The sequence below is a fragment of the Streptomyces sp. NPDC047061 genome (assembly GCF_040643955.1).
In the GTDB taxonomy this organism is placed as follows: Bacteria; Actinomycetota; Actinomycetes; order Streptomycetales; family Streptomycetaceae; genus Streptomyces.
The window spans coordinates 252696-271295 of record NZ_JBEYVI010000004.1 but is presented as its reverse complement, the minus strand read 5'-3'; the positions used below and the strand labels follow the sequence as shown (position 1 = coordinate 271295).

The following is an 18600-nucleotide window of genomic DNA, read 5'->3' as shown; positions in this document are numbered from 1 at the left end:
GACTCACTCCTCGTGCCTACTCGGCCGAGGGCGCCTCACCCTCGTCCGTACCGCTGGTCTCGACACCCTCGGCGGTCTCGTCCACGGCGTCCTCGCCGTCGACTTCCTCCGCCTCGCTGCCGGCCTCGGCGTTGCGTGCGATACCGACGACGGCATCGCGCTTGCCCAGGTTGATCAGTTGGACGCCCATGGTGTCACGGCCCGTCTCCCTGACCCCGCTGACTCGCGTGCGAATCACACCGCCGGACAGGGTGATGGCGAGGATCTCGTCGTTCTCCTCGACGATCAGCGCGCCGACCAGCGAACCGCGGTCCTCCACGATCTTGGCGGCCTTGATACCGAGGCCGCCGCGGCCCTGGACGCGGTACTCGTCGACACGGGTCCGCTTCGCGTACCCCCCGTCGGTGGCAGTGAACACGAACGTACCGGGTCGAACAACATTCATCGACAGAAGTTCATCGTCCGCACGGAAACTCATGCCCTTGACACCGGAGGTGGCCCGGCCCATGGGGCGCAGAGTGTCGTCGGAGGCGGTGAACCTGATCGACTGTGCCTTCTTGCTGATCAGAAGCAGATCATCGTCCGCCGAAACCAGCTCGGCACCGATCAGTTCGTCGTCGGAACCGTCCTCGCGCTCCCGCAGGTTGATCGCGATGACGCCGCCGGAGCGGGGCGAATCGTAATCCTTCAGAGGCGTCTTCTTGACCAGACCGGCCTTGGTGGCCAGCACCAGGTAGTCCGCCGCGTCGTAGTCGCGGATCGCGAGGATCTCGGCGATCGCCTCGTCCGGCTGGAAGGCCAGCAGGTTCGCCACGTGCTGACCGCGCGCGTCCCGGCCGGCGTCCGGCAGCTCGTACGCCTTCGCCCGGTACACCCGGCCCTTGTTCGTGAAGAACAGCAGCCAGTGGTGCGTGGTCGAGACGAAGAAGTGGTCGACGATGTCGTCTTCCTTCAGCTTCGTACCGCGCACGCCCTTGCCGCCGCGCTTCTGCGCCCGGTAGTCGACGGTCTTGGTCCGCTTGACGTAGCCGCCGCGCGAGACCGTGACGACGATGTCCTCCTCGGCGATCAGGTCCTCGATGGACATGTCACCGTCGTAGGGCACCAGCATGGTCTTGCGGTCGTCGCCGAACTTCTCCACGATCGCGGCGAGCTCGGCGCTGACGATGCCGCGCTGCCGGACCGGCGAGGCGAGGATCTCGTTGTACTCGGTGATCTTCGCCTGGAGTTCGTCGTGCTCCTGGATGATCTTCTGGCGCTCCAGGGCGGCCAGTCGCCGCAGCTGCATCTCGAGGATGGCGTTGGCCTGGATCTCGTCGATCTCCAGGAGGTCCATCAGGCCCGTACGCGCGATGTCGACCGTGTCACTGGCCCGGATCAGCGCGATGACCTCGTCGATCGCGTCCAGCGCCTTCAGCAGACCGCGCAGGATGTGCGCCCGCTCCTCGGCCTTGCGCAGCCGGAAGCGCGTACGGCGGACGATGACCTCGATCTGGTGCGTCACCCAGTGCCGGATGAACGCGTCCAGCGAGAGGGTGCGCGGGACGCCGTCGACCAGGGCCAGCATGTTGGCGCCGAAGTTCGACTGCAGGTCCGTGTGCTTGTAGAGGTTGTTCAGGACGACCTTGGCGACCGCGTCCCGCTTCAGCACGATGACCAGCCGCTGGCCGGTGCGCGAGGAGGTCTCGTCGCGGACGTCGGCGATGCCGCCGACCTTGCCGTCCTTCACCAGGTCGGCGATCTTCTGCGCGAGGTTGTCGGGGTTGGTCTGGTACGGCAGCTCCGTGACCACCAGGCACTGGCGGTTCTGGATCTCCTCGACCTCGACGACCGCGCGCATGGTGATGGAGCCGCGGCCCGTGCGGTAGGCCTCCTCGATGCCCTTGCGGCCGACGACCAGGGCGCCGGTCGGGAAGTCGGGGCCCTTGATGCGCTCGATCAGCGCGTCCAGGAGCTCCTCGTGCGAGGCCTCCGGGTTCTCCAGGTACCACTGGGCACCGGAGGCGACCTCGCGCAGGTTGTGCGGCGGGATGTTGGTCGCCATGCCGACCGCGATGCCGGCGGAGCCGTTGATCAGCAGGTTCGGGAAGCGGGCCGGCAGGACGGTCGGCTCCTGGGAGCGGCCGTCGTAGTTGTCCGTGAAGTCGACGGTCTCCTCGTCGATGTCGCGGACCATCTCCATCGACAGCGGCGCGAGCTTGCACTCGGTGTACCGCATGGCGGCGGCCGGGTCGTTGCCCGGGGAGCCGAAGTTGCCGTTGGAGTCCACCAGCGGCATCCGCATCGACCACGGCTGGGCGAGGCGCACCAGGGCGTCGTAGATGGATGAGTCGCCGTGCGGGTGGTAGTTGCCCATGACGTCGCCGACGACACGGGCGCACTTGTAGAAGCCGCGCTCGGGGCGGTAGCCGCCGTCGTACATCGCGTACAGGACGCGGCGGTGCACGGGCTTGAGGCCGTCACGGACGTCGGGCAGCGCACGGGACACGATGACGGACATCGCGTAGTCCAGGTACGAGCGCTGCATCTCCGTCTCGAGCCCGACGGGCTCGACGCGCATCGCGAGCTCGCCGCCCTCTTCAGGGGTGACGGGAGTGTTCTCGTCGGTCATGGCTGGTCAAGATCCTTCCTGGTGCGGTCAGCTGAGACCGACTCAGATGTCGAGGAAGCGGACGTCCTTGGCGTTGCGCTGGATGAACGCGCGACGGGCCTCGACGTCCTCGCCCATCAGGACCGAGAACAGGTCGTCGGCCTGGGCCGCGTCGTCCAGGGTGACCTGGCCGAGGACCCGGTGCTCCTGGTCCATCGTGGTGATGCGCAGCTCCTCGGCGTTCATCTCGCCGAGACCCTTGAAGCGCTGGATCGAGTCCTCACGGACGCGCTTGCCGCGCTGGCGCCCCATCTCGATGAGCGCGTCGCGCTCGCGGTCCGAGTACGCGTACTCCGTGTCGTCCCGGCCCCACTTGATCTTGTAGAGCGGCGGGCGGGAGAGATACACGTGCCCGGCCTCGACCAGCGGCCGCATGAAGCGGAACAGGAAGGTCAGCAGCAGGGTGGAGATGTGCTGGCCGTCGACGTCGGCGTCCGCCATCAGGATGATCTTGTGATAGCGGAGCTTCTCGATGTCGAAGTCCTCGTGCACACCCGTGCCGAAGGCGGAGATCAGCGCCTGGATCTCCTGGTTCTGCAGGATCTTGTCGATCCGCGCCTTCTCGACGTTGAGGATCTTGCCGCGGATCGGGAGGATCGCCTGGTACTGCGGGTTGCGGCCGGACTTGGCCGAGCCGCCGGCGGAGTCACCCTCGACGATGAAGATCTCGCACTTGGTGGGGTCGTTCGACTGGCAGTCGGAGAGCTTGCCCGGCAGGGACGCGGACTCCAGCAGACCCTTGCGGCGGGTCAGGTCGCGGGCCTTGCGGGCCGCCACGCGCGCGGTGGCCGCCTGGATGCCCTTGCGGATGATGTCCGCGGCCTCGACCGGGTTGCGGTCCAGCCAGTCGTTCAGGTGCTCGTAGACCGCCTTCTGCACGAAGGTCTTGGCCTCCGTGTTGCCCAGCTTGGTCTTCGTCTGGCCCTCGAACTGCGGCTCGCTGAGCTTGACCGAGATGATCGCGGTCAGACCCTCGCGGATGTCGTCACCGGTGAGGTTGTCGTCCTTCTCGCGGAGCAGCTTCTTGTCGCGCGCGTACTTGTTGATCAGCGAGGTCAGCGCCGCGCGGAAGCCCTCCTCGTGGGTGCCGCCCTCGTGCGTGTGGATGATGTTGGCGAACGAGTACACACCCTCGCTGTAGCCGCTGTTCCACTGCATGGCGACCTCGAGGGACAGGCTCTTGTCCTTGTCCTCGGCCTCCAGGTCGATCACCGTCGGGTGCACCGCGTCGCCCTTGCGGGAGTTGAGGTACTTCACGAAGTCGACGATGCCGCCCTCGTAGTGGTACGTGACGGTCTTGACCTCGGCCTTCTCGTCGGCGCCGGCCTCGTCCGCCCCGGCCACCGCCTTCGCCGACTCGCGCTCGTCGGTGAGCTTGATCGTCAGGCCCTTGTTGAGGAACGCCATCTCCTGGAAGCGCCGCGACAGCGTCTCGAAGGAGTACTCGGTGGTCTCGAAGATGTCCGGGTCCGCCCAGAACGTGACCGAGGTACCGGTCTCGTCGGTCTCCTCGTGCTCGGCCAGCGGAGCCGTCGGAACGCCCAGCTTGTAGTCCTGCGTCCAGCGGGCGCCGTCGGTCCTGATCTCGACGGACACCCTGGACGACAGCGCGTTCACGACGGACACACCGACACCGTGCAGACCGCCGGAGACCGCGTAGCCCCCGCCGCCGAACTTGCCGCCCGCGTGCAGCACGGTCAGTACGACCTCGACGGCCGGCTTGCCCTCGGACGCCACGATGCCGACGGGGATGCCACGGCCGTTGTCGACGACGCGCACGCCGCCGTCGGCCAGGATCGTCACGTCGATGGTGTCCGCGTGGCCCGCCAGAGCCTCGTCGACGGAGTTGTCCACAACCTCGTACACGAGGTGGTGCAGGCCGCGCTCGCCGGTGGAGCCGATGTACATACCGGGTCGCTTGCGGACCGCGTCCAGCCCTTCGAGGACGGTGATGGCGCTGGCGTCGTAAGAGGCGGTGACCTCACCGTTCGCGCCGGCGTCGGTGGACGGGATGTTCTCGTTGGGGTTGCCGGAATCGGCCACGAAGCGCCCTTTCTGGCACAGCACGAGCCAGGCTCGTCGGCGGGTTGCCGGAGCGGCTGCGGCATGTTGCGTTGGTAAGCCTTGATCAGCGTTGCTCAGCTTTTCCCGGGCGGTCCCCACGTTCGGGGCGGGATTGGCTTCCAGTCTACCGGTAGCGCCGACAGTGATGGGGGTTTGCCGGTACCTGAGTCCGCATGTGCCGCCCTGAACCCGCCTCCGCCGACTCCCGATATGTGGATGGGGGCTCCAAGAGGCTCACGGAGGCACTCAGCGCTTCCGACTGTCAACCCTTGGCTACTCCGGGGTCAGGTCGCGATTCGCAACCGCGTGCGGTGGTACGCAGACCAGCCGGGGCGGTCGTACGACGGCTCCGCACCCGGCTCATGGCGTGACGTAAGTCACCCGTAGGTATCGCCGGGGCCGGTGCTCCCGGGGGCGCGCAACGGGCCGTAGCGCCGGGCCGGACCGCCCGGATTGAGCACCTTGATCATGCGTACGGAGCCGTGCCCCAGGTCCGCGTTCAGGCGGGCGACCAGCGCGGGGGCCAGATGGCGCAGTTGGGTCGCCCAGGCCGTCGAGTCGCACTGCACGACCAGCACGCGCTCGTCCTCGTCGTAGCGCTGCGGCACACAGTGGTTGGCCAGATCCTCGCCGACGATCTCCGGCCAGCGGCCCATCACCCCGCCCACGGCGGCCGGTGTCTCCCAGCCGCGCTCGGTGATCAGCCGGTTGATCGCAGAGCCGAGCGCCATGGGATCGCGGCCGTCGGCGCGCGCGCCGGAGCGCAGGCCGCCGCGCCGCGCCTGCTTCTTCTGCTGCGCCGCGTCGCCACGCGCGCGTGCCGCCTCCTTGGCCGCCCTGAGCGCCACGCGCGCGAGGTCGACACCGGAGGGCTCGTCCTTGGGCGCGGGTCCGTCGGTCGTCATGCGCGCTCCACCGTCCCGTCGGCCACCGCGTACCGCGCACCGGCCAGGACGTGCGGTACGTCGTCGTCCACCGCGGCGGTGACCAGCACCTGCTCCCCGGGCGCGACCAGCTCCGCCAGCCGCTCCCGGCGCCGGGCGTCCAGCTCGGCGAACACGTCGTCGAGCACCAGCACCGGCTCGTTCCCCTCGGCGCGCAGCAGGTCGTACGAGGCGAGGCGCAGCGCCAGCGCGTACGACCAGGACTCGCCGTGCGAGGCGTACCCCTTCGCGGGCAGCTGCCCCAGCTTGAGCAGCAGGTCGTCACGGTGCGGGCCGACCAGTGTCACGCCCCGCTCGATCTCCTGCTTGCGGGCGTCCGCCAGGGCCGCCATCAGCTGGGTGTACAGGTCCTCGCGCGTCTGGGCCGCACCGGGCGCCGACGGCTTGTACTCCAGCGCGACGGGACCGCCGCCCGGCGCCAGCTGCTCGTACGCCTTGTCCGCGAGGGGCTGGATCGCGGCGACCAGGTCCAGCCGCTGGGCGAGCAGCTCGGCGCCCGCGCGCGCGAGGTGCTGGTCCCACACGTCGAGCGTGGACAGGTCCATGGAGCGGCCGCCGTGCCGCCGGGCGAGGGCCGCGGTCTTCAGCAGGGTGTTCCGCTGCTTCAGCACCCGCTCGTAGTCGGACCGCACGCCGGCCATCCGCGGCGACCGCGCGGTGATCAGCTCGTCCAGGAAGCGGCGCCGCTCGCCGGGATCGCCCTTCACCAGGGCGAGGTCCTCGGGCGCGAACAGCACGGTCCGTACGATTCCCAGCACGTCACGCGGCCTGACCTGCGAGGACCTGTTGATGCGGGCGCGGTTGGCCTTGCCGGGGGTGAGCTCGAGCTCGATCAGCTGCTGCCGGTCGCCCTGCCGGACCTGGGCCCGGATGACCGCCCGGTCGGCGCCCATGCGGACCAGCGGGGCGTCGGTCGCCACCCGGTGGCTGCCGAGGGTGGCGAGATAGCCGACGGCCTCGACGAGGTTGGTCTTGCCCTGGCCGTTGGGGCCGACGAAGGCGGTGACGCCCGGATCGAGCGGGACCTCGACCCGGGCGTAGGAACGGAAGTCGGCCAGCGACAGATGCGTGACGTGCATGGGTGTTTCGCCGACCTCCCCGTGACCTGCTACTTCGTCTGTGCCTGGTACTGCTTCTGTGCTTCCGGGTGCTGCTTCTGCCGGTGCTACTTCGCCTCTACGGCGTGGCCGCCGAACTGGTTGCGCAGCGCGGCGATCATCTTCATCTGCGGCGAGTCCTCCTGCCGGGAGGCGAACCGCGCGAACAGCGAGGCGGTGATCGCGGGCAGCGGCACCGCGTTGTCTATCGCGGCCTCCACAGTCCACCGGCCCTCGCCGGAATCCTGTGCATGACCCTTCAGCCGGTCCAGGTGCTCGTCCCCGTCGAGGGCGTTCACCGCGAGGTCGAGCAGCCAGGAACGGATGACCGTCCCTTCCTGCCAGGAGCGGAAGACCTCGCGCACGTCCGTGACGGAGTCGACCTTCTCCAGCAGCTCCCAGCCCTCAGCGTAGGCCTGCATCATCGCGTACTCGATGCCGTTGTGGACCATCTTCGCGAAGTGCCCCGCGCCGACCCTGCCGGCGTGCACCGAACCGAAGTCGCCCTCGGGCTTCAGCGCGTCGAAGACCGGCCGGACCTTCTCGACGTGCTCGGCGTCGCCGCCGTACATCAGCGCGTAGCCGTTCTCCAGGCCCCAGACGCCGCCGGAGACCCCGCAGTCGACGAAGCCGATGCCCTTGGCGGCCAGCTCCTCGGCGTGCCGCTCGTCGTCCGTCCAGCGGGAGTTGCCGCCGTCGACGACCACGTCACCGGGCTCCAGGAGCTCGGCCAGCTCGTCGATCGTGGACTGGGTCGGCGCCCCGGCCGGGACCATCACCCAGACCACGCGCGGCCCGCTGAGCTTGCCCACAAGCTCTTCCAGGCTGTGGACATCGGCGAGGTCCGGGGTGCGGTCGTATCCGACGACGGTGTGGCCGGCGCGGCGGATCCGCTCGCGCATGTTGCCGCCCATCTTGCCGAGGCCGACGAGACCGAGCTCCATCAGTAGGTTCCTTAGGTTGCGGTGTGGCAGGAGAGGCACGTTCGTGCCCGCGTCCGAGCCTAATCGCGACCCTTTGTGCACAGTTGTGGGCATAGCCGCTCACCTGGGGAAACCCACCGGGCCTCGGCACCGGGCCCCGGTGCCGGACACCCACAGGGGGCACCCGGCACCGTCCACAGCTGTGGACAGCTGCGGGACAGCCGTGGACGGACTCAGCCGCTCAGCCGCACCGGCATGATCAGGTACTTGTACGCCTCGTCCGCCTCGGCATCCACCGCGGGCTTGCCGCTCAGCAGCGCCGGCTTGGTGGACGTCGTGAACGACAGCTGGGCCACCGGCGAGTCGATCGCGCTCAGGCCGTCCAGCAGGAACGTCGGGTTGAAGGCGATCGAGATGTCGTCGCCCTCCAGCTGCGCGTCGACCCTTTCCACAGCCTGTGCGTCGTCGCTGGAACCGGCCTCCAGGATCAGCACGCCCTGCTCGAAGCTGAGCCGCACCGGGGTGTTCCGCTCGGCGACCAGGGCCACACGCTTGACGGCCTCCACGAACGGGGCGGTCTCGATCACCGCGACGGAGTTGAACTCGGTCGGGAACAGCGTGCGGTACTTCGGCAGGTCGCCTTCGAGGAGCCGCGTGGTCGTCCGCCGACCGGCGCCCTCGAAACCGATGAGCCCCTCGCCCGCGCCGGAGCCGGAGAGGGCCAGGATGACGCTGTCGCCGCTCGTGAGGGCCTTGGCGGTGTCCAGGAGCGTCTTGGCGGGCACCAGGGCGACCGCGGAGGCCTCCGGGTTCTCCGGCTTCCACAGGAACTCGCGGACCGCGAAGCGGTAGCGGTCGGTGGAGGCCAGGGTGACGGTGTCGCCCTCGATCTCGATGCGCACACCGGTCAGCACCGGCAGCGTGTCGTCACGCCCGGCGGCGATGGCCACCTGGGAGACCGCGGAGGCGAAGACCTCGCCGGGGACCGTGCCCGTCGCGTTCGGCATCTGCGGCAGGGACGGGTACTCCTCCACCGGCAGGGTGTGCAGCGTGAACCGGGACGATCCACAGACCACCGTCGCCCGTACACCGTCTGTGGAAATCTCCACCGGCCGGTTGGGGAGCGCGCGGCAGATGTCGGCGAGCAGCCGGCCGGAGACCAGGACCGTGCCCTCCTCCTCGACCTCGGTCTCGACGCTGACCCGCGCGGAGACCTCGTAGTCGAAGCTGGACAGGCTCAGCTGGCCGTCCTCGGCCTTCAGGAGCAGGCCGGCGAGGACCGGCGCCGGCGGACGGGCCGGGAGGCTGCGTGCCGCCCAGGCCACTGCCTCCGCGAGTACGTCGCGTTCCACCCGGATCTTCACCGTAAGCCCGCCTCCTGCTGTTGCCGGGGCTTCTCGCCCTGCTGCGTCTTCGTCGTCTGTCTCGGTGTCGTCGGCCCCGGGGTGGGGAAGAACACCGGGGACCAGTCTGACGCACCGCACTGACAGCTGGTGCCTCTCGGGGTCAAGTCGTGACGAGGCGCGGTCAGGGGCCGGAGAGCAAGTTGTGCACAGGGCCCTCTTCGAAACGGATTCCCAGCTCTCTCTAGTTGTCAGTAGTAGTAGGGGCTGTGGATACCGTGGATAACCTCGTTTGCCCAGCTCAGAGCGGAGATTTTGTCCACTGCCCCTGTGGGTGGCACCGGTGGAAAAGTGGGCGTCGCTGTGGAGAACAGAAAGTTCTGCACACGCCATGCACAGCCCGAGGGGAGTTCTCCCCAACACCGTCCCCAGCTTTACCCACCTTTCCCACAGCCCAACCTGGCAGCTTCGTGTGACGCCTTTCACTCGACTCGGTGAGGAGGCGCGTCGCGTTGCCGAACAGTGGACAGCGGTGTGGAGAAGCTGGGGATCGCTGGGGACAACCGCCCCTCAGCCTGTGGGCTACCGGTGGACAACTTCATCCACAGTCTGTGGATCCCGTCTTCGTCCACAGTCTGTGGAGATCCGTCGTCCACGATTCCACAGCCACCTGAGCTGGCCTGACGCGCTTTCAACCCCCAGCCTGTGGACGAAGCTCGGGACAACTTCACAGTCCCCAGGGTGTGGACGCAAGAAAGTCGGCAAATCTGTGGAGGACGCCCGTAACCAGGCAGGTAATCGAACAGCAGGGGTGTCTGCCCGCGGCCCCGTTCAGGACACGCGCCCCGTCAGGGGCGCGGGGCTGTGTCGATATGCGGCTCCGCCGCGTGGGCGCGACCAGCCCCCACCGGACCCGCACCGGACCACTCCCCGAACCGCCCCTGGACGCCAAAAGGCGCCCCCGGGATCTCTCCCAAGGGCGCCCTGAACGCCGTAGAACCGTCGGCCGACCCGCCGACCGCTATCCGTTCTTGATGCGGTTGGTCAGCTCCGTCACCTGGTTGTAGATCGACCGCCGCTCCGCCATCAGCGCCCGGATCTTCCGGTCGGCGTGCATCACGGTCGTGTGGTCCCGGTTCCCGAACTGTGCCCCGATCTTCGGCAGCGAGAGGTCCGTCAGCTCCCGGCACAGGTACATGGCGATCTGCCGCGCCGTGACCAGCTGCCGGCCGCGCGAGCTGCCGCACAGGTCCTCGACGGTGAGCCCGAAGTAGTCCGCGGTCGCCGCCATGATCGCCGTGGCGCTGATCTCCGGCGTGGAGTCCTGCCCCCCGGGGATCAGGTCCTTCAGCACGATCTCGGTCAGCCCGAGATCGACCGGCTGCCGGTTGAGCGACGCGAACGCCGTCACCCGGATCAGCGCGCCCTCCAGCTCACGGATGTTGCGCGAGATGCGGGAGGCGATGAACTCCAGGACCTCCGGCGGCGCGTTCAGCTGCTCCTGCACGGCCTTCTTGCGGAGGATCGCGATCCGCGTCTCCAGCTCCGGCGGTTGGACGTCGGTGATCAGACCCCACTCGAACCGGTTCCGCAGCCGGTCCTCCAGCGTGACCAGCTGCTTGGGCGGCCGGTCGCTGGAGAGCACGATCTGCTTGTTCGCGTTGTGGAGCGTGTTGAAGGTGTGGAAGAACTCCTCCTGCGTCGACTCCTTGTCCGCGAGGAACTGGATGTCGTCGACGAGCAGGATGTCCATCTCGCGGTAGCGCTTGCGGAAGCTGTCGCCCTTGCCGTCGCGGATGGAGTTGATGAACTCGTTGGTGAACTCCTCCGAGCTCACGTACCGCACGCGCGTGCCCGGGTAGAGGCTCCGCGCGTAGTGCCCGATCGCGTGCAGCAGGTGCGTCTTGCCGAGGCCCGACTCCCCGTAGATGAAAAGGGGGTTGTAGGCCTTGGCGGGTGCCTCGGCGACGGCGACCGCGGCCGCGTGCGCGAAGCGGTTGGACGCGCCGATGACGAACGTGTCGAAGAGGTACTTCGGGTTCAGGCGGGCGGTCGGCTCGGCGGGGCCGCCGGCCGGCGCGGGCTTCGAGCCCAGTGGCCCGGGCCCGCCGGCGCTCGGCATGGCCTGGTGACCCGGCAGGTCCGGCCGTCCCGGACCGCCCCGGTGCCCCTGGCCCGGTCCGCCCGGGGGCTCGGGCAGCTCACGGCGCCCGGAGTCCCGGTCGTAGTCGGACCTGTCGTACTCCGGTCGCTCGTAGTCGGACCTGTCGTAGTCGGGGCGGGGCGGTTCGTACTCCGCGCGCTGCTGCTCGTACGGCGGCCGGTCCAGGGGCGGCTGCGGGCGGTACTCCTGGGCGTACGAGTCCTGGCCGCCGTAGCCGTCCGAGCGGTACGGGTCCTGGGGCGGCGAGGCGTAAGGGTCGCGCTCGGGGAAGCCGAGGCGCGGCTGCTGCCAGCCGTACTCGTCCTGTCCGGGGCGCGGCCAGGCGCCGGGCTCGGGGCGCTGGTACTCGGAGGGGTAGGCGGGGCGGGCGGTGGGGAGCTGGTCGCGGCCGCCCTGGTCCGGCAGCTGGTCGGCGCGGTGCCGGCCGTACCCGCCGTCGTACTGCGACGACGGGAGCTCGGGCTCCTCGTAACGCTGTGTCTTCATGGGGGGCGCCGGCGGGGCCGGGGGCTCGCCGGCGGACTCGTCGACGGTGATCGCGATCCGGATCGGCCGCCCGCACTCACGGCTCAGGGTCTCGCTGACGATCGGTGCGAGACGGCCCTCCAGTACGTTCTTCGCGAATTCGTTCGGCACGGCCAGCAGGGCGGTGTCCGCCACCAGCGCGAGCGGCTGGCAGCGCCGGATCCAGTGTTCGTCCTTGGTCTCCACACCCTGACCGCGGCCCTCACCGAGGAGCTGCTCCAGTACTCGTGGCCACACTGCGGCAAGATCGGCAGGTACGTCAGCCACAGGGCACGCTCTCTCACAGGTCCCACGAACGTGTGGTTCGAGGACGGGTCGGGATGAATATCAGGTCGGGCGGGGATAAAGGAACGAATCGGAGTTCAGCCACGGTAGTCAGCGTGGCGGGTGCGGTTCAAGTTGTTGTCCCCAGCCTGTGGATAGTGTCTCTCCGTCACTGCTGGTTTGACCGAATGGCGTAGCCCCGCGTACCGTAACCAGGTCGAGTTGTCGATGGCTGCTGCCGCCTGCCTCCGATGGGCACAGATCGCTGAAGGTGATCGGGAAGCGGTGCACTCGGGCGTGATGCGAGCTACTCGTGGGCGCACGGTGACAGCCAGGACGGCACCCGCCACACCCGATTTGATTTCTGGAGCCCCCGAGTGAGCAAGCGCACCTTCCAGCCGAACAACCGTCGTCGCGCGAAGACCCACGGCTTCCGCCTGCGGATGCGCACCCGTGCCGGCCGCGCGATTCTCGCGAACCGTCGTGCCAAGGGTCGCGCCAGCCTGTCCGCCTGATCCCGATCAGGTCATGACGTCGTGCTGCCTACCGAGCATCGGCTGAGGCGGCGCGAGGACTTCGCGACCGCGGTACGACGGGGGCGCCGGGCCGGCCGCCCGTCCCTCGTCGTCCACCTTCGTAGCGGTGCCACGGACCCGCACGCGCCTGGGGAGAGCGCTCCCCCGACGCGTGCGGGTTTCGTCGTGAGCAAGGCCGTGGGTGGTGCCGTTGTGCGCAACACAGTGAAGCGCAGACTGCGTCATCTGATGCGTGAGCGAGTCGCCCTGTTTCCCCCCGGTAGCCTGGTAGTCGTACGAGCGCTGCCCGGAGCGGGCGACGCCGACCATGCACAGCTGGCCCGAGACCTGGATGCCGCCATCGAGCGGCTGCTGGGAGGGGGCGCGCGATGAAGTACCCGCTGCTGGCTCTGATCAAGCTGTACCAGTGGACGATCAGTCCGCTGCTGGGGCCCGTGTGCAAGTACTACCCGTCGTGCTCCCACTACGGCTACACGGCCATCGACCGGCACGGTGCGATCAAGGGCACGGCACTCACGGCCTGGCGCATCCTGCGGTGCAATCCGTGGTCGCTCGGCGGTGTGGACCATGTCCCGCCGCGCAAGCGCCCGCGGTGGCACGAAATGCTGCGTGACGCCTGGCGTGCACGCAGGGGCGGGTCCTCCGCCGCCGAACCGGCCACCGAGGAGAAGCCTCCTTCCGAGCTTCCTTCGAGCCCGGCCGCAGAGACTTCGTCCCATGCCCAAGGAGCATGATTAGTGGACACGATTGCCAGCTTGTTCAGCTTCATCACGACACCCGTCTCATGGGTCATCGTCCAGTTCCACTCGGTGTACGGGAAGATCTTCGGTCCCGACACGGGCTGGGCCTGGGGCTTGTCCATCGTGTCCCTGGTGATCCTGATCCGCATCTGCCTGATCCCGCTCTTCGTGAAGCAGATCAAGGCGACCCGGGCCATGCAGACGCTGCAGCCCGAGATGAAGAAGATCCAGGAGCGCTACAAGAACGACAAGCAGCGCCAGTCCGAAGAGATGATGAAGCTGTACAAGGAGTCGGGCACCAACCCGCTCTCCTCGTGCCTTCCCATCCTGGCGCAGTCCCCGTTCTTCTTCGCCCTCTACCACGTGCTCAACGGCATCGCGACGGGCTCGACGATCGGCGTCATCAACGAGTCGCTGCTGGCCAGTGCCCGTAATGCCCACATCTTCGGGGCACCGCTCGCCGCGAAGTTCACGGACGGTTCCGCGAAGGTGGAGGCGCTCGGTGCCTCCCTGACGGACGTCCGGGTCGTCACCGCGATCATGATCGTCCTGATGTCGGCGTCGCAGTTCTACACGCAGCGCCAGCTGATGACGAAGAACGTCGACACCACGGTGAAGACGCCGTTCATGCAGCAGCAGAAGATGCTGATGTACGTCTTCCCGGTCATGTTCGCCGTCTTCGGTATCAACTTCCCGGTCGGTGTCCTCGTCTACTGGCTCACCACCAACGTGTGGACCATGGGCCAGCAGATGTACGTCATCCGCAACAACCCGACCCCGGGTTCCAAGGCCCAGGCTGCCTACCTGGAGCGCCTCACCAAGCACGTCACGCACCACGGCAAGACCCGTCGGCGCAGCGAGAAGACCATCGTCAAGGCGATCGTCGCCAAGGGCCGGGACCGCAACGAGTTCGAGCGCACGTTCATCAACGCGCTGACCAAGGCGGGCCTCGTGGCCCAGGCCGACGGCACCGTGGCGAAGGGCGAGGCCCAGGCCGTCGCGCAGACCGAGGACGGCGTCACGGCCACCGCCGCCGCCAAGCGGCAGCAGCCCAAGCGCCAGAGCAAGGCTCAGCGGCAGTCCGGAAGCACGAAGGCGCCCGGTGACTCCACATCGGCTTCTTCGGACTCGTCGGTCTCGGATGATTCGGCGGACGCGACGACGTCGCTGGAGAAGTCCGACGAGCCGCAGGACGCCAAGCCGGCTGCCCAGCAGGCCCCGAAGGGCGGCTCCAACGGCCGCAGCAGGGCCCAGTCCGGTCAGCGCAAGGGCGGTCCGCAGCGCCCCAAGTCCCCGTCCAAGAAGTAAGAAGGAGCCCATCCCGTGACGGAAGGCACCACCTCCGCCGCTGCCGAGGGTGCAGACACCCTGACCCGCCTGGAGCAGGAGGGCGAGATCGCGGCGGACTACCTTGAGGGTCTGCTGGACATCGCCGACCTCGACGGCGACATCGACATGGATGTGGAGGCCGATCGCGCCTCCGTGTCGATCATCAGCGACTCGGGCGGCCGTGACCTGCAGAAGCTGGTCGGCCGCGACGGCGAGGTGCTGGAGGCGCTCCAGGAGCTGACCCGCCTGGCCGTGCACCGGGAGACCGGTGACCGCAGCCGGCTGATGCTCGACATCGCGGGTTACCGCGCCAAGAAGCGTGCCGAGCTCTCCGAGCTGGGCGCCAAGGCTGCCGCCGAGGTGAAGAGCACCGGCGAGCCCGTGAAGCTCAAGCCGATGACCCCGTTCGAGCGCAAGGTCGTGCACGACGCGGTCAAGTCCGCCGGTCTGCGCAGCGAGTCGGAGGGCGAGGAGCCGCAGCGGTTCGTCGTCGTACTGCCCGCCTGAGCGGTCCCCCTGTTGCACCGGCCCCGTCTGTTGAGCAGGCGGGGCCGAACTTTGTCAGCCTGGTAGTTCTGGTGGCCGGTGCGCGGAGCGCCGGCGCTGTACGGAAGGACGGTTCCCCGTGACGGAGGCTGCGGAGCTCCCCCCGGCGCCCGAGCAGGCGCGGGAAGTGTTCGGTGAGCGCTTCGCCGATGCGGTCCGCTACGCGGAGCTGCTCGCCGAGGCAGGCGTGCAGCGTGGTCTGATCGGCCCACGGGAAGTCCCCCGCCTGTGGGAGCGCCACCTGCTGAACTGCGCCGTGCTCTCGGAGGCCGTCCCCCAGGGGGTGACGGTGTGCGACGTGGGTTCCGGAGCGGGGCTGCCGGGCATTCCGCTGGCGCTGGTCCGGGAGGACCTCAACATCACCCTGCTGGAGCCACTTCTCCGGCGCACCAACTTCCTGACCGAGGTCGTCGAGCTGCTCGGCCTGGACCATGTGACCGTGGTGCGGGGCCGCGCCGAGGAGGTCATGGGCAACCTGCCTCCGGTGCATGTGGTGACGGCTCGTGCCGTGGCCCCGCTGGACCGGCTGGCCACCTGGGGCATCCCGCTGCTGCGTCCCTACGGTGAGATGCTCGCCCTCAAGGGAGACACGGCGGAGGAGGAGCTCAAGGCCGCGTCCACCGCACTGACCAAGCTCGGTGCGGTGTCCACGTCGATCCTGCATGTGGGTGAGGGCGTGGTGGATCCGCTGTCGACCGTCGTCCGTGTGGAGGTCGGGGAGAGCCCTGGCGGCGTGCGCTTCGCGGCCAAGCGGGCGAAGGCGGCTCGTACGGGGAGGGCACGTAGGCGCCGCTGATCCGTCCTGACGACCAGACGTACTCCACACAAGCTGCCAAACCTACGCATGACGGAGTGTCGCGGCTTTTCGGTCCTGCTCGCTGTGCATCGTGTTTCACGTGAAACGTCGCTCACTGCTACACGGCATCATCGGCCGGGGTCGCGCCGCGGCCGAACCTCGCGACCGAAAGCCCCTCGGTTCTCTCAGAGAGGGGGCGTCTGGTGACACTCCGTCCTCCCTGCGGGGCGCGGAGTTGTCCACAGAGGTGGATTTCTCCACAGAACACCAGGCCTCACTGGTTCACGACCCCGAAGGCATGGGAGGCTCTGTTCATTGCGAGCCTGAAGTCGAGGAGAGTGAATCCTTGCGGTCCGACGCCAACATCGCGGGACCGATGACCGATCCGGTCCCCGGTCCCCGTACCGAGTCGATGGGGGTGGATGTTTCACGTGAAACACCGCCTCCGATGGACGACACTCCCATCGGTCGTGCTGCCCAACTCGCTGTGGAGGCTCTGGGCCGCGCCGGCGAAGGTCTGCCACGTCCGGAGCAGACCAGAGTCATGGTGGTTGCCAATCAGAAGGGCGGTGTCGGCAAGACGACCACGACAGTCAACCTTGCCGCGTCCCTGGCCCTGCACGGCGGCCGTGTTCTGGTGATCGACCTCGACCCACAGGGCAATGCGTCCACTGCGCTGGGTATCGACCATCACGCCGAAGTTCCGTCCATCTACGACGTGTTGGTCGAGAGCAAGCCACTGGCCGAGGTCGTCCAGCCGGTGGTGGACGTCGAAGGCCTCTTCTGCGCCCCCGCCACGATCGATCTCGCCGGTGCGGAGATCGAGCTGGTGTCCCTGGTGGCGCGGGAGAGCCGGCTGCAGCGGGCGATCCAGGCGTACGAGCAGCCGCTGGACTACATCCTCATCGACTGCCCGCCCTCGCTCGGCCTGCTGACGGTCAACGCGCTGGTCGCGGGTGCCGAGGTACTCATCCCGATCCAGTGCGAGTACTACGCGCTGGAGGGCCTCGGCCAGCTGCTGCGCAACGTCGACCTGGTGCGGGGGCACCTCAACCCCGACCTGCACGTGTCGACCATCCTGCTCACCATGTACGACGGCCGGACGCGTCTCGCCTCCCAGGTCGCGGACGAGGTGCGCAGCCACTTCGGCGACGAGGTGCTGCGGACGAGCATTCCCCGCTCGGTCCGCATCTCGGAGGCGCCGAGCTATGGGCAGACGGTACTGACCTACGATCCTGGATCGAGCGGTGCCCTCTCCTACCTTGAGGCGGCCCGAGAAATCGCGCTGAGGGGCATCGGGGTCAACTACGACCCGACGCAGGCCCATATCGGCGCTCAGACCAACCCGAACATGGTGGAGGGGATCCAGTGAGCGAGCGACGGAGGGGGCTGGGTCGTGGGCTCGGTGCACTGATCCCAGCTGCCCCGACCGAGATGAACCCGGCCCAGACGGGCGTGGGGGGAGCGGTAGCGCCGTCCCCCGCCGCGGTTCCGGTGCTGACGACCGACCGTGGGGTCGCCGCGGCGAAGGTAACGACTCTGCCGGCTGCTTCATATGAAGCCGAGGAGCCGTCGGTGTTCGGAGTCGGAGGAGGCGTGGAGACGCCTGCACCTCCGATGGGCGCGCACTTCGCGGAGATCCCTCTCGACGACATCGTGCCGAACCCGCGTCAGCCGCGTGAGGTCTTCGACGAGGACGCGCTCCAGGAGCTGGTCACCTCCATCCAGGAGGTCGGTCTTCTCCAGCCCGTCGTCGTACGGCAATTGGGTCCCTCCCGCTACGAGCTCATCATGGGCGAGCGGCGCTGGCGGGCCTGCCGTGAGGCCGGCCTGGAGGCGATCCCGGCGATCGTCCGGGCGACGGACGACGAGAAGCTCCTTCTGGACGCCTTGCTGGAGAACCTGCACCGCGCCCAGCTGAACCCGCTGGAAGAGGCTGCCGCCTACGACCAGCTGCTGAAGGACTTCAACTGCACGCACGACCAGCTGGCCGACCGCATCGGGCGCTCCCGCCCGCAGGTCTCCAACACCCTGCGGCTGCTGAAGCTCTCTCCGGCGGTCCAGCGCCGGGTCGCCGCGGGGGTCCTGTCGGCCGGGCACGCCCGGGCGCTGCTCTCCGTCGACGACTCGGAGGAGCAGGACCGGCTGGCCCACCGGATCGTTGCCGAGGGACTGTCGGTGCGGGCCGTCGAGGAGATCGTGACCCTCATGGGCTCGCGTCCCCAGACGACGACGCGGGCCAAGGGGCCGCGGGCGGGCGCTCGGGTCTCCCCGGCGCTGAGCGACCTCGCGACCCGGCTCTCGGACCGCTTCGAGACACGGGTGAAGGTCGACCTGGGGCAGAAGAAGGGCAAGATCACCGTCGAGTTCGCCTCGATGGAAGACCTTGAGCGGATCCTCGGCACGCTCGCCCCGGGCGAGGGGCCGGTCCTGCACCAGGGGCTCCACGACGGCGACTCCTCGGCCGCCGCGGAGTCCGAGGAGTTCGAGGGCTGACCGCCAGGGACCGGACGTTTCCTGTCCGGTCAGTGCCTTGTCGCTCAGAGAGCGGACCTTGTCCGGTGTGTATCGGAACGCGGTCCGCTCTTTGCTTTCAGGCGGTATCGGTGGAATCGCTGTGTGGATACGATGCGAACGGTATGGCGCATCCACCTGACAGCTGGCAGCACCTCTGAGAGA

At 68.5% G+C, this 18600-nt stretch carries 15 protein-coding genes; 8 read left to right on the top strand and 7 right to left on the bottom strand.

Translation table 11 applies throughout. From position 1 onward, the window contains the following. Positions 1-16 precede the first annotated feature (16 nt). The 7 genes from gyrA to dnaA form a co-directional block, all read right to left on the bottom strand. Positions 17-2611, bottom strand: a complete 2595-nt coding sequence (gene gyrA / locus ABZ887_RS09745; protein WP_361285289.1) for a DNA gyrase subunit A — start codon at positions 2609-2611, stop codon at positions 17-19. 42 nt (positions 2612-2653) lie between these two features. Beyond that, on the bottom strand, positions 2654-4717 hold the full coding sequence (gyrB, locus tag ABZ887_RS09740; RefSeq protein ID WP_361285286.1) for a DNA topoisomerase (ATP-hydrolyzing) subunit B: 2064 nt from the start codon (positions 4715-4717) through the stop codon (positions 2654-2656). 374 nt (positions 4718-5091) lie between these two features. Continuing rightward, a complete protein-coding gene (locus ABZ887_RS09735) occupies positions 5092-5619 on the bottom strand; it encodes a DciA family protein (protein WP_361285283.1) in 528 nt (175 codons plus the stop codon). Continuing rightward, positions 5616-6737, bottom strand: a complete 1122-nt coding sequence (gene recF / locus ABZ887_RS09730) for a DNA replication/repair protein RecF (protein ID WP_361285280.1) — start codon at positions 6735-6737, stop codon at positions 5616-5618. The genes ABZ887_RS09735 and recF overlap by 4 nt, the downstream gene beginning before the upstream one ends. A gap of 86 nt (positions 6738-6823) precedes the next feature. Beyond that, entirely contained in the window at positions 6824-7699 is an 876-nt protein-coding gene (gene gnd / locus ABZ887_RS09725; protein ID WP_361285277.1) for a phosphogluconate dehydrogenase (NAD(+)-dependent, decarboxylating), read from the bottom strand. 212 nt (positions 7700-7911) lie between these two features. Beyond that, positions 7912-9042, bottom strand: coding sequence for a DNA polymerase III subunit beta (gene dnaN, locus ABZ887_RS09720; RefSeq protein ID WP_189262851.1), 1131 nt, complete (start codon positions 9040-9042; stop codon positions 7912-7914). A 1000-nt stretch (positions 9043-10042) separates the two neighbouring features. Beyond that, positions 10043-11977 carry a chromosomal replication initiator protein DnaA gene (dnaA, locus tag ABZ887_RS09715; RefSeq protein ID WP_361285272.1) on the bottom strand — a complete coding sequence of 645 codons (1935 nt, stop codon included), beginning with the start codon at positions 11975-11977 and terminating at the stop codon, positions 10043-10045. Positions 11978-12351: 374 nt separating this feature from the next. Between dnaA and rpmH the strand changes: the two genes are divergently transcribed. The 8 genes from rpmH to ABZ887_RS09675 all read left to right on the top strand — a co-directional run bounded on the left by rpmH (position 12352) and on the right by ABZ887_RS09675 (position 18417). After that, a complete protein-coding gene (rpmH, locus tag ABZ887_RS09710) occupies positions 12352-12489 on the top strand; it encodes a 50S ribosomal protein L34 (protein ID WP_015659252.1) in 138 nt (45 codons plus the stop codon). 21 nt (positions 12490-12510) lie between these two features. Further along, positions 12511-12882 carry a ribonuclease P protein component gene (rnpA, locus tag ABZ887_RS09705; RefSeq protein WP_089100455.1) on the top strand — a complete coding sequence of 124 codons (372 nt, stop codon included), beginning with the start codon at positions 12511-12513 and terminating at the stop codon, positions 12880-12882. After that, a complete protein-coding gene (yidD, locus tag ABZ887_RS09700; protein ID WP_361285269.1) occupies positions 12879-13244 on the top strand; it encodes a membrane protein insertion efficiency factor YidD in 366 nt (121 codons plus the stop codon). The genes rnpA and yidD overlap by 4 nt, the downstream gene beginning before the upstream one ends. Before the next feature lie 3 nt (positions 13245-13247). After that, a complete protein-coding gene (gene yidC / locus ABZ887_RS09695) occupies positions 13248-14558 on the top strand; it encodes a membrane protein insertase YidC (protein WP_361285266.1) in 1311 nt (436 codons plus the stop codon). Between the two features lie 15 nt (positions 14559-14573). Continuing rightward, on the top strand, positions 14574-15086 hold the full coding sequence (locus tag ABZ887_RS09690) for a R3H domain-containing nucleic acid-binding protein (protein WP_294009301.1): 513 nt from the start codon (positions 14574-14576) through the stop codon (positions 15084-15086). 118 nt (positions 15087-15204) lie between these two features. Then, entirely contained in the window at positions 15205-15921 is a 717-nt protein-coding gene (gene rsmG, locus ABZ887_RS09685) for a 16S rRNA (guanine(527)-N(7))-methyltransferase RsmG (RefSeq protein ID WP_361285263.1), read from the top strand. A gap of 298 nt (positions 15922-16219) precedes the next feature. Then, positions 16220-17293 (top strand): ParA family protein, encoded by a 1074-nt coding sequence (locus tag ABZ887_RS09680; RefSeq protein WP_361285776.1) that lies wholly within the window; start codon positions 16220-16222, stop codon positions 17291-17293. Continuing rightward, a complete protein-coding gene (locus tag ABZ887_RS09675; protein WP_361285260.1) occupies positions 17290-18417 on the top strand; it encodes a ParB/RepB/Spo0J family partition protein in 1128 nt (375 codons plus the stop codon). Before ABZ887_RS09680 ends, ABZ887_RS09675 begins: the two co-directional genes overlap by 4 nt. The last annotated feature ends 183 nt before the right edge of the window (positions 18418-18600 follow it).

Coding starts and splice junctions, on each gene's coding strand:
- gyrA (WP_361285289.1), bottom strand. CDS start 2,611: ATGACCGACGAGAACACTCCCGTCACCCCTGAAGAGGGCGGCGAGCTC.
- ABZ887_RS09735 (WP_361285283.1), bottom strand. CDS start 5,619: ATGACGACCGACGGACCCGCGCCCAAGGACGAGCCCTCCGGTGTCGAC.
- recF (WP_361285280.1), bottom strand. CDS start 6,737: ATGCACGTCACGCATCTGTCGCTGGCCGACTTCCGTTCCTACGCCCGG.
- gnd (WP_361285277.1), bottom strand. CDS start 7,699: ATGGAGCTCGGTCTCGTCGGCCTCGGCAAGATGGGCGGCAACATGCGC.
- yidD (WP_361285269.1), top strand. CDS start 12,879: ATGAAGTACCCGCTGCTGGCTCTGATCAAGCTGTACCAGTGGACGATC.
- ABZ887_RS09680 (WP_361285776.1), top strand. CDS start 16,220: ATGGGAGGCTCTGTTCATTGCGAGCCTGAAGTCGAGGAGAGTGAATCC.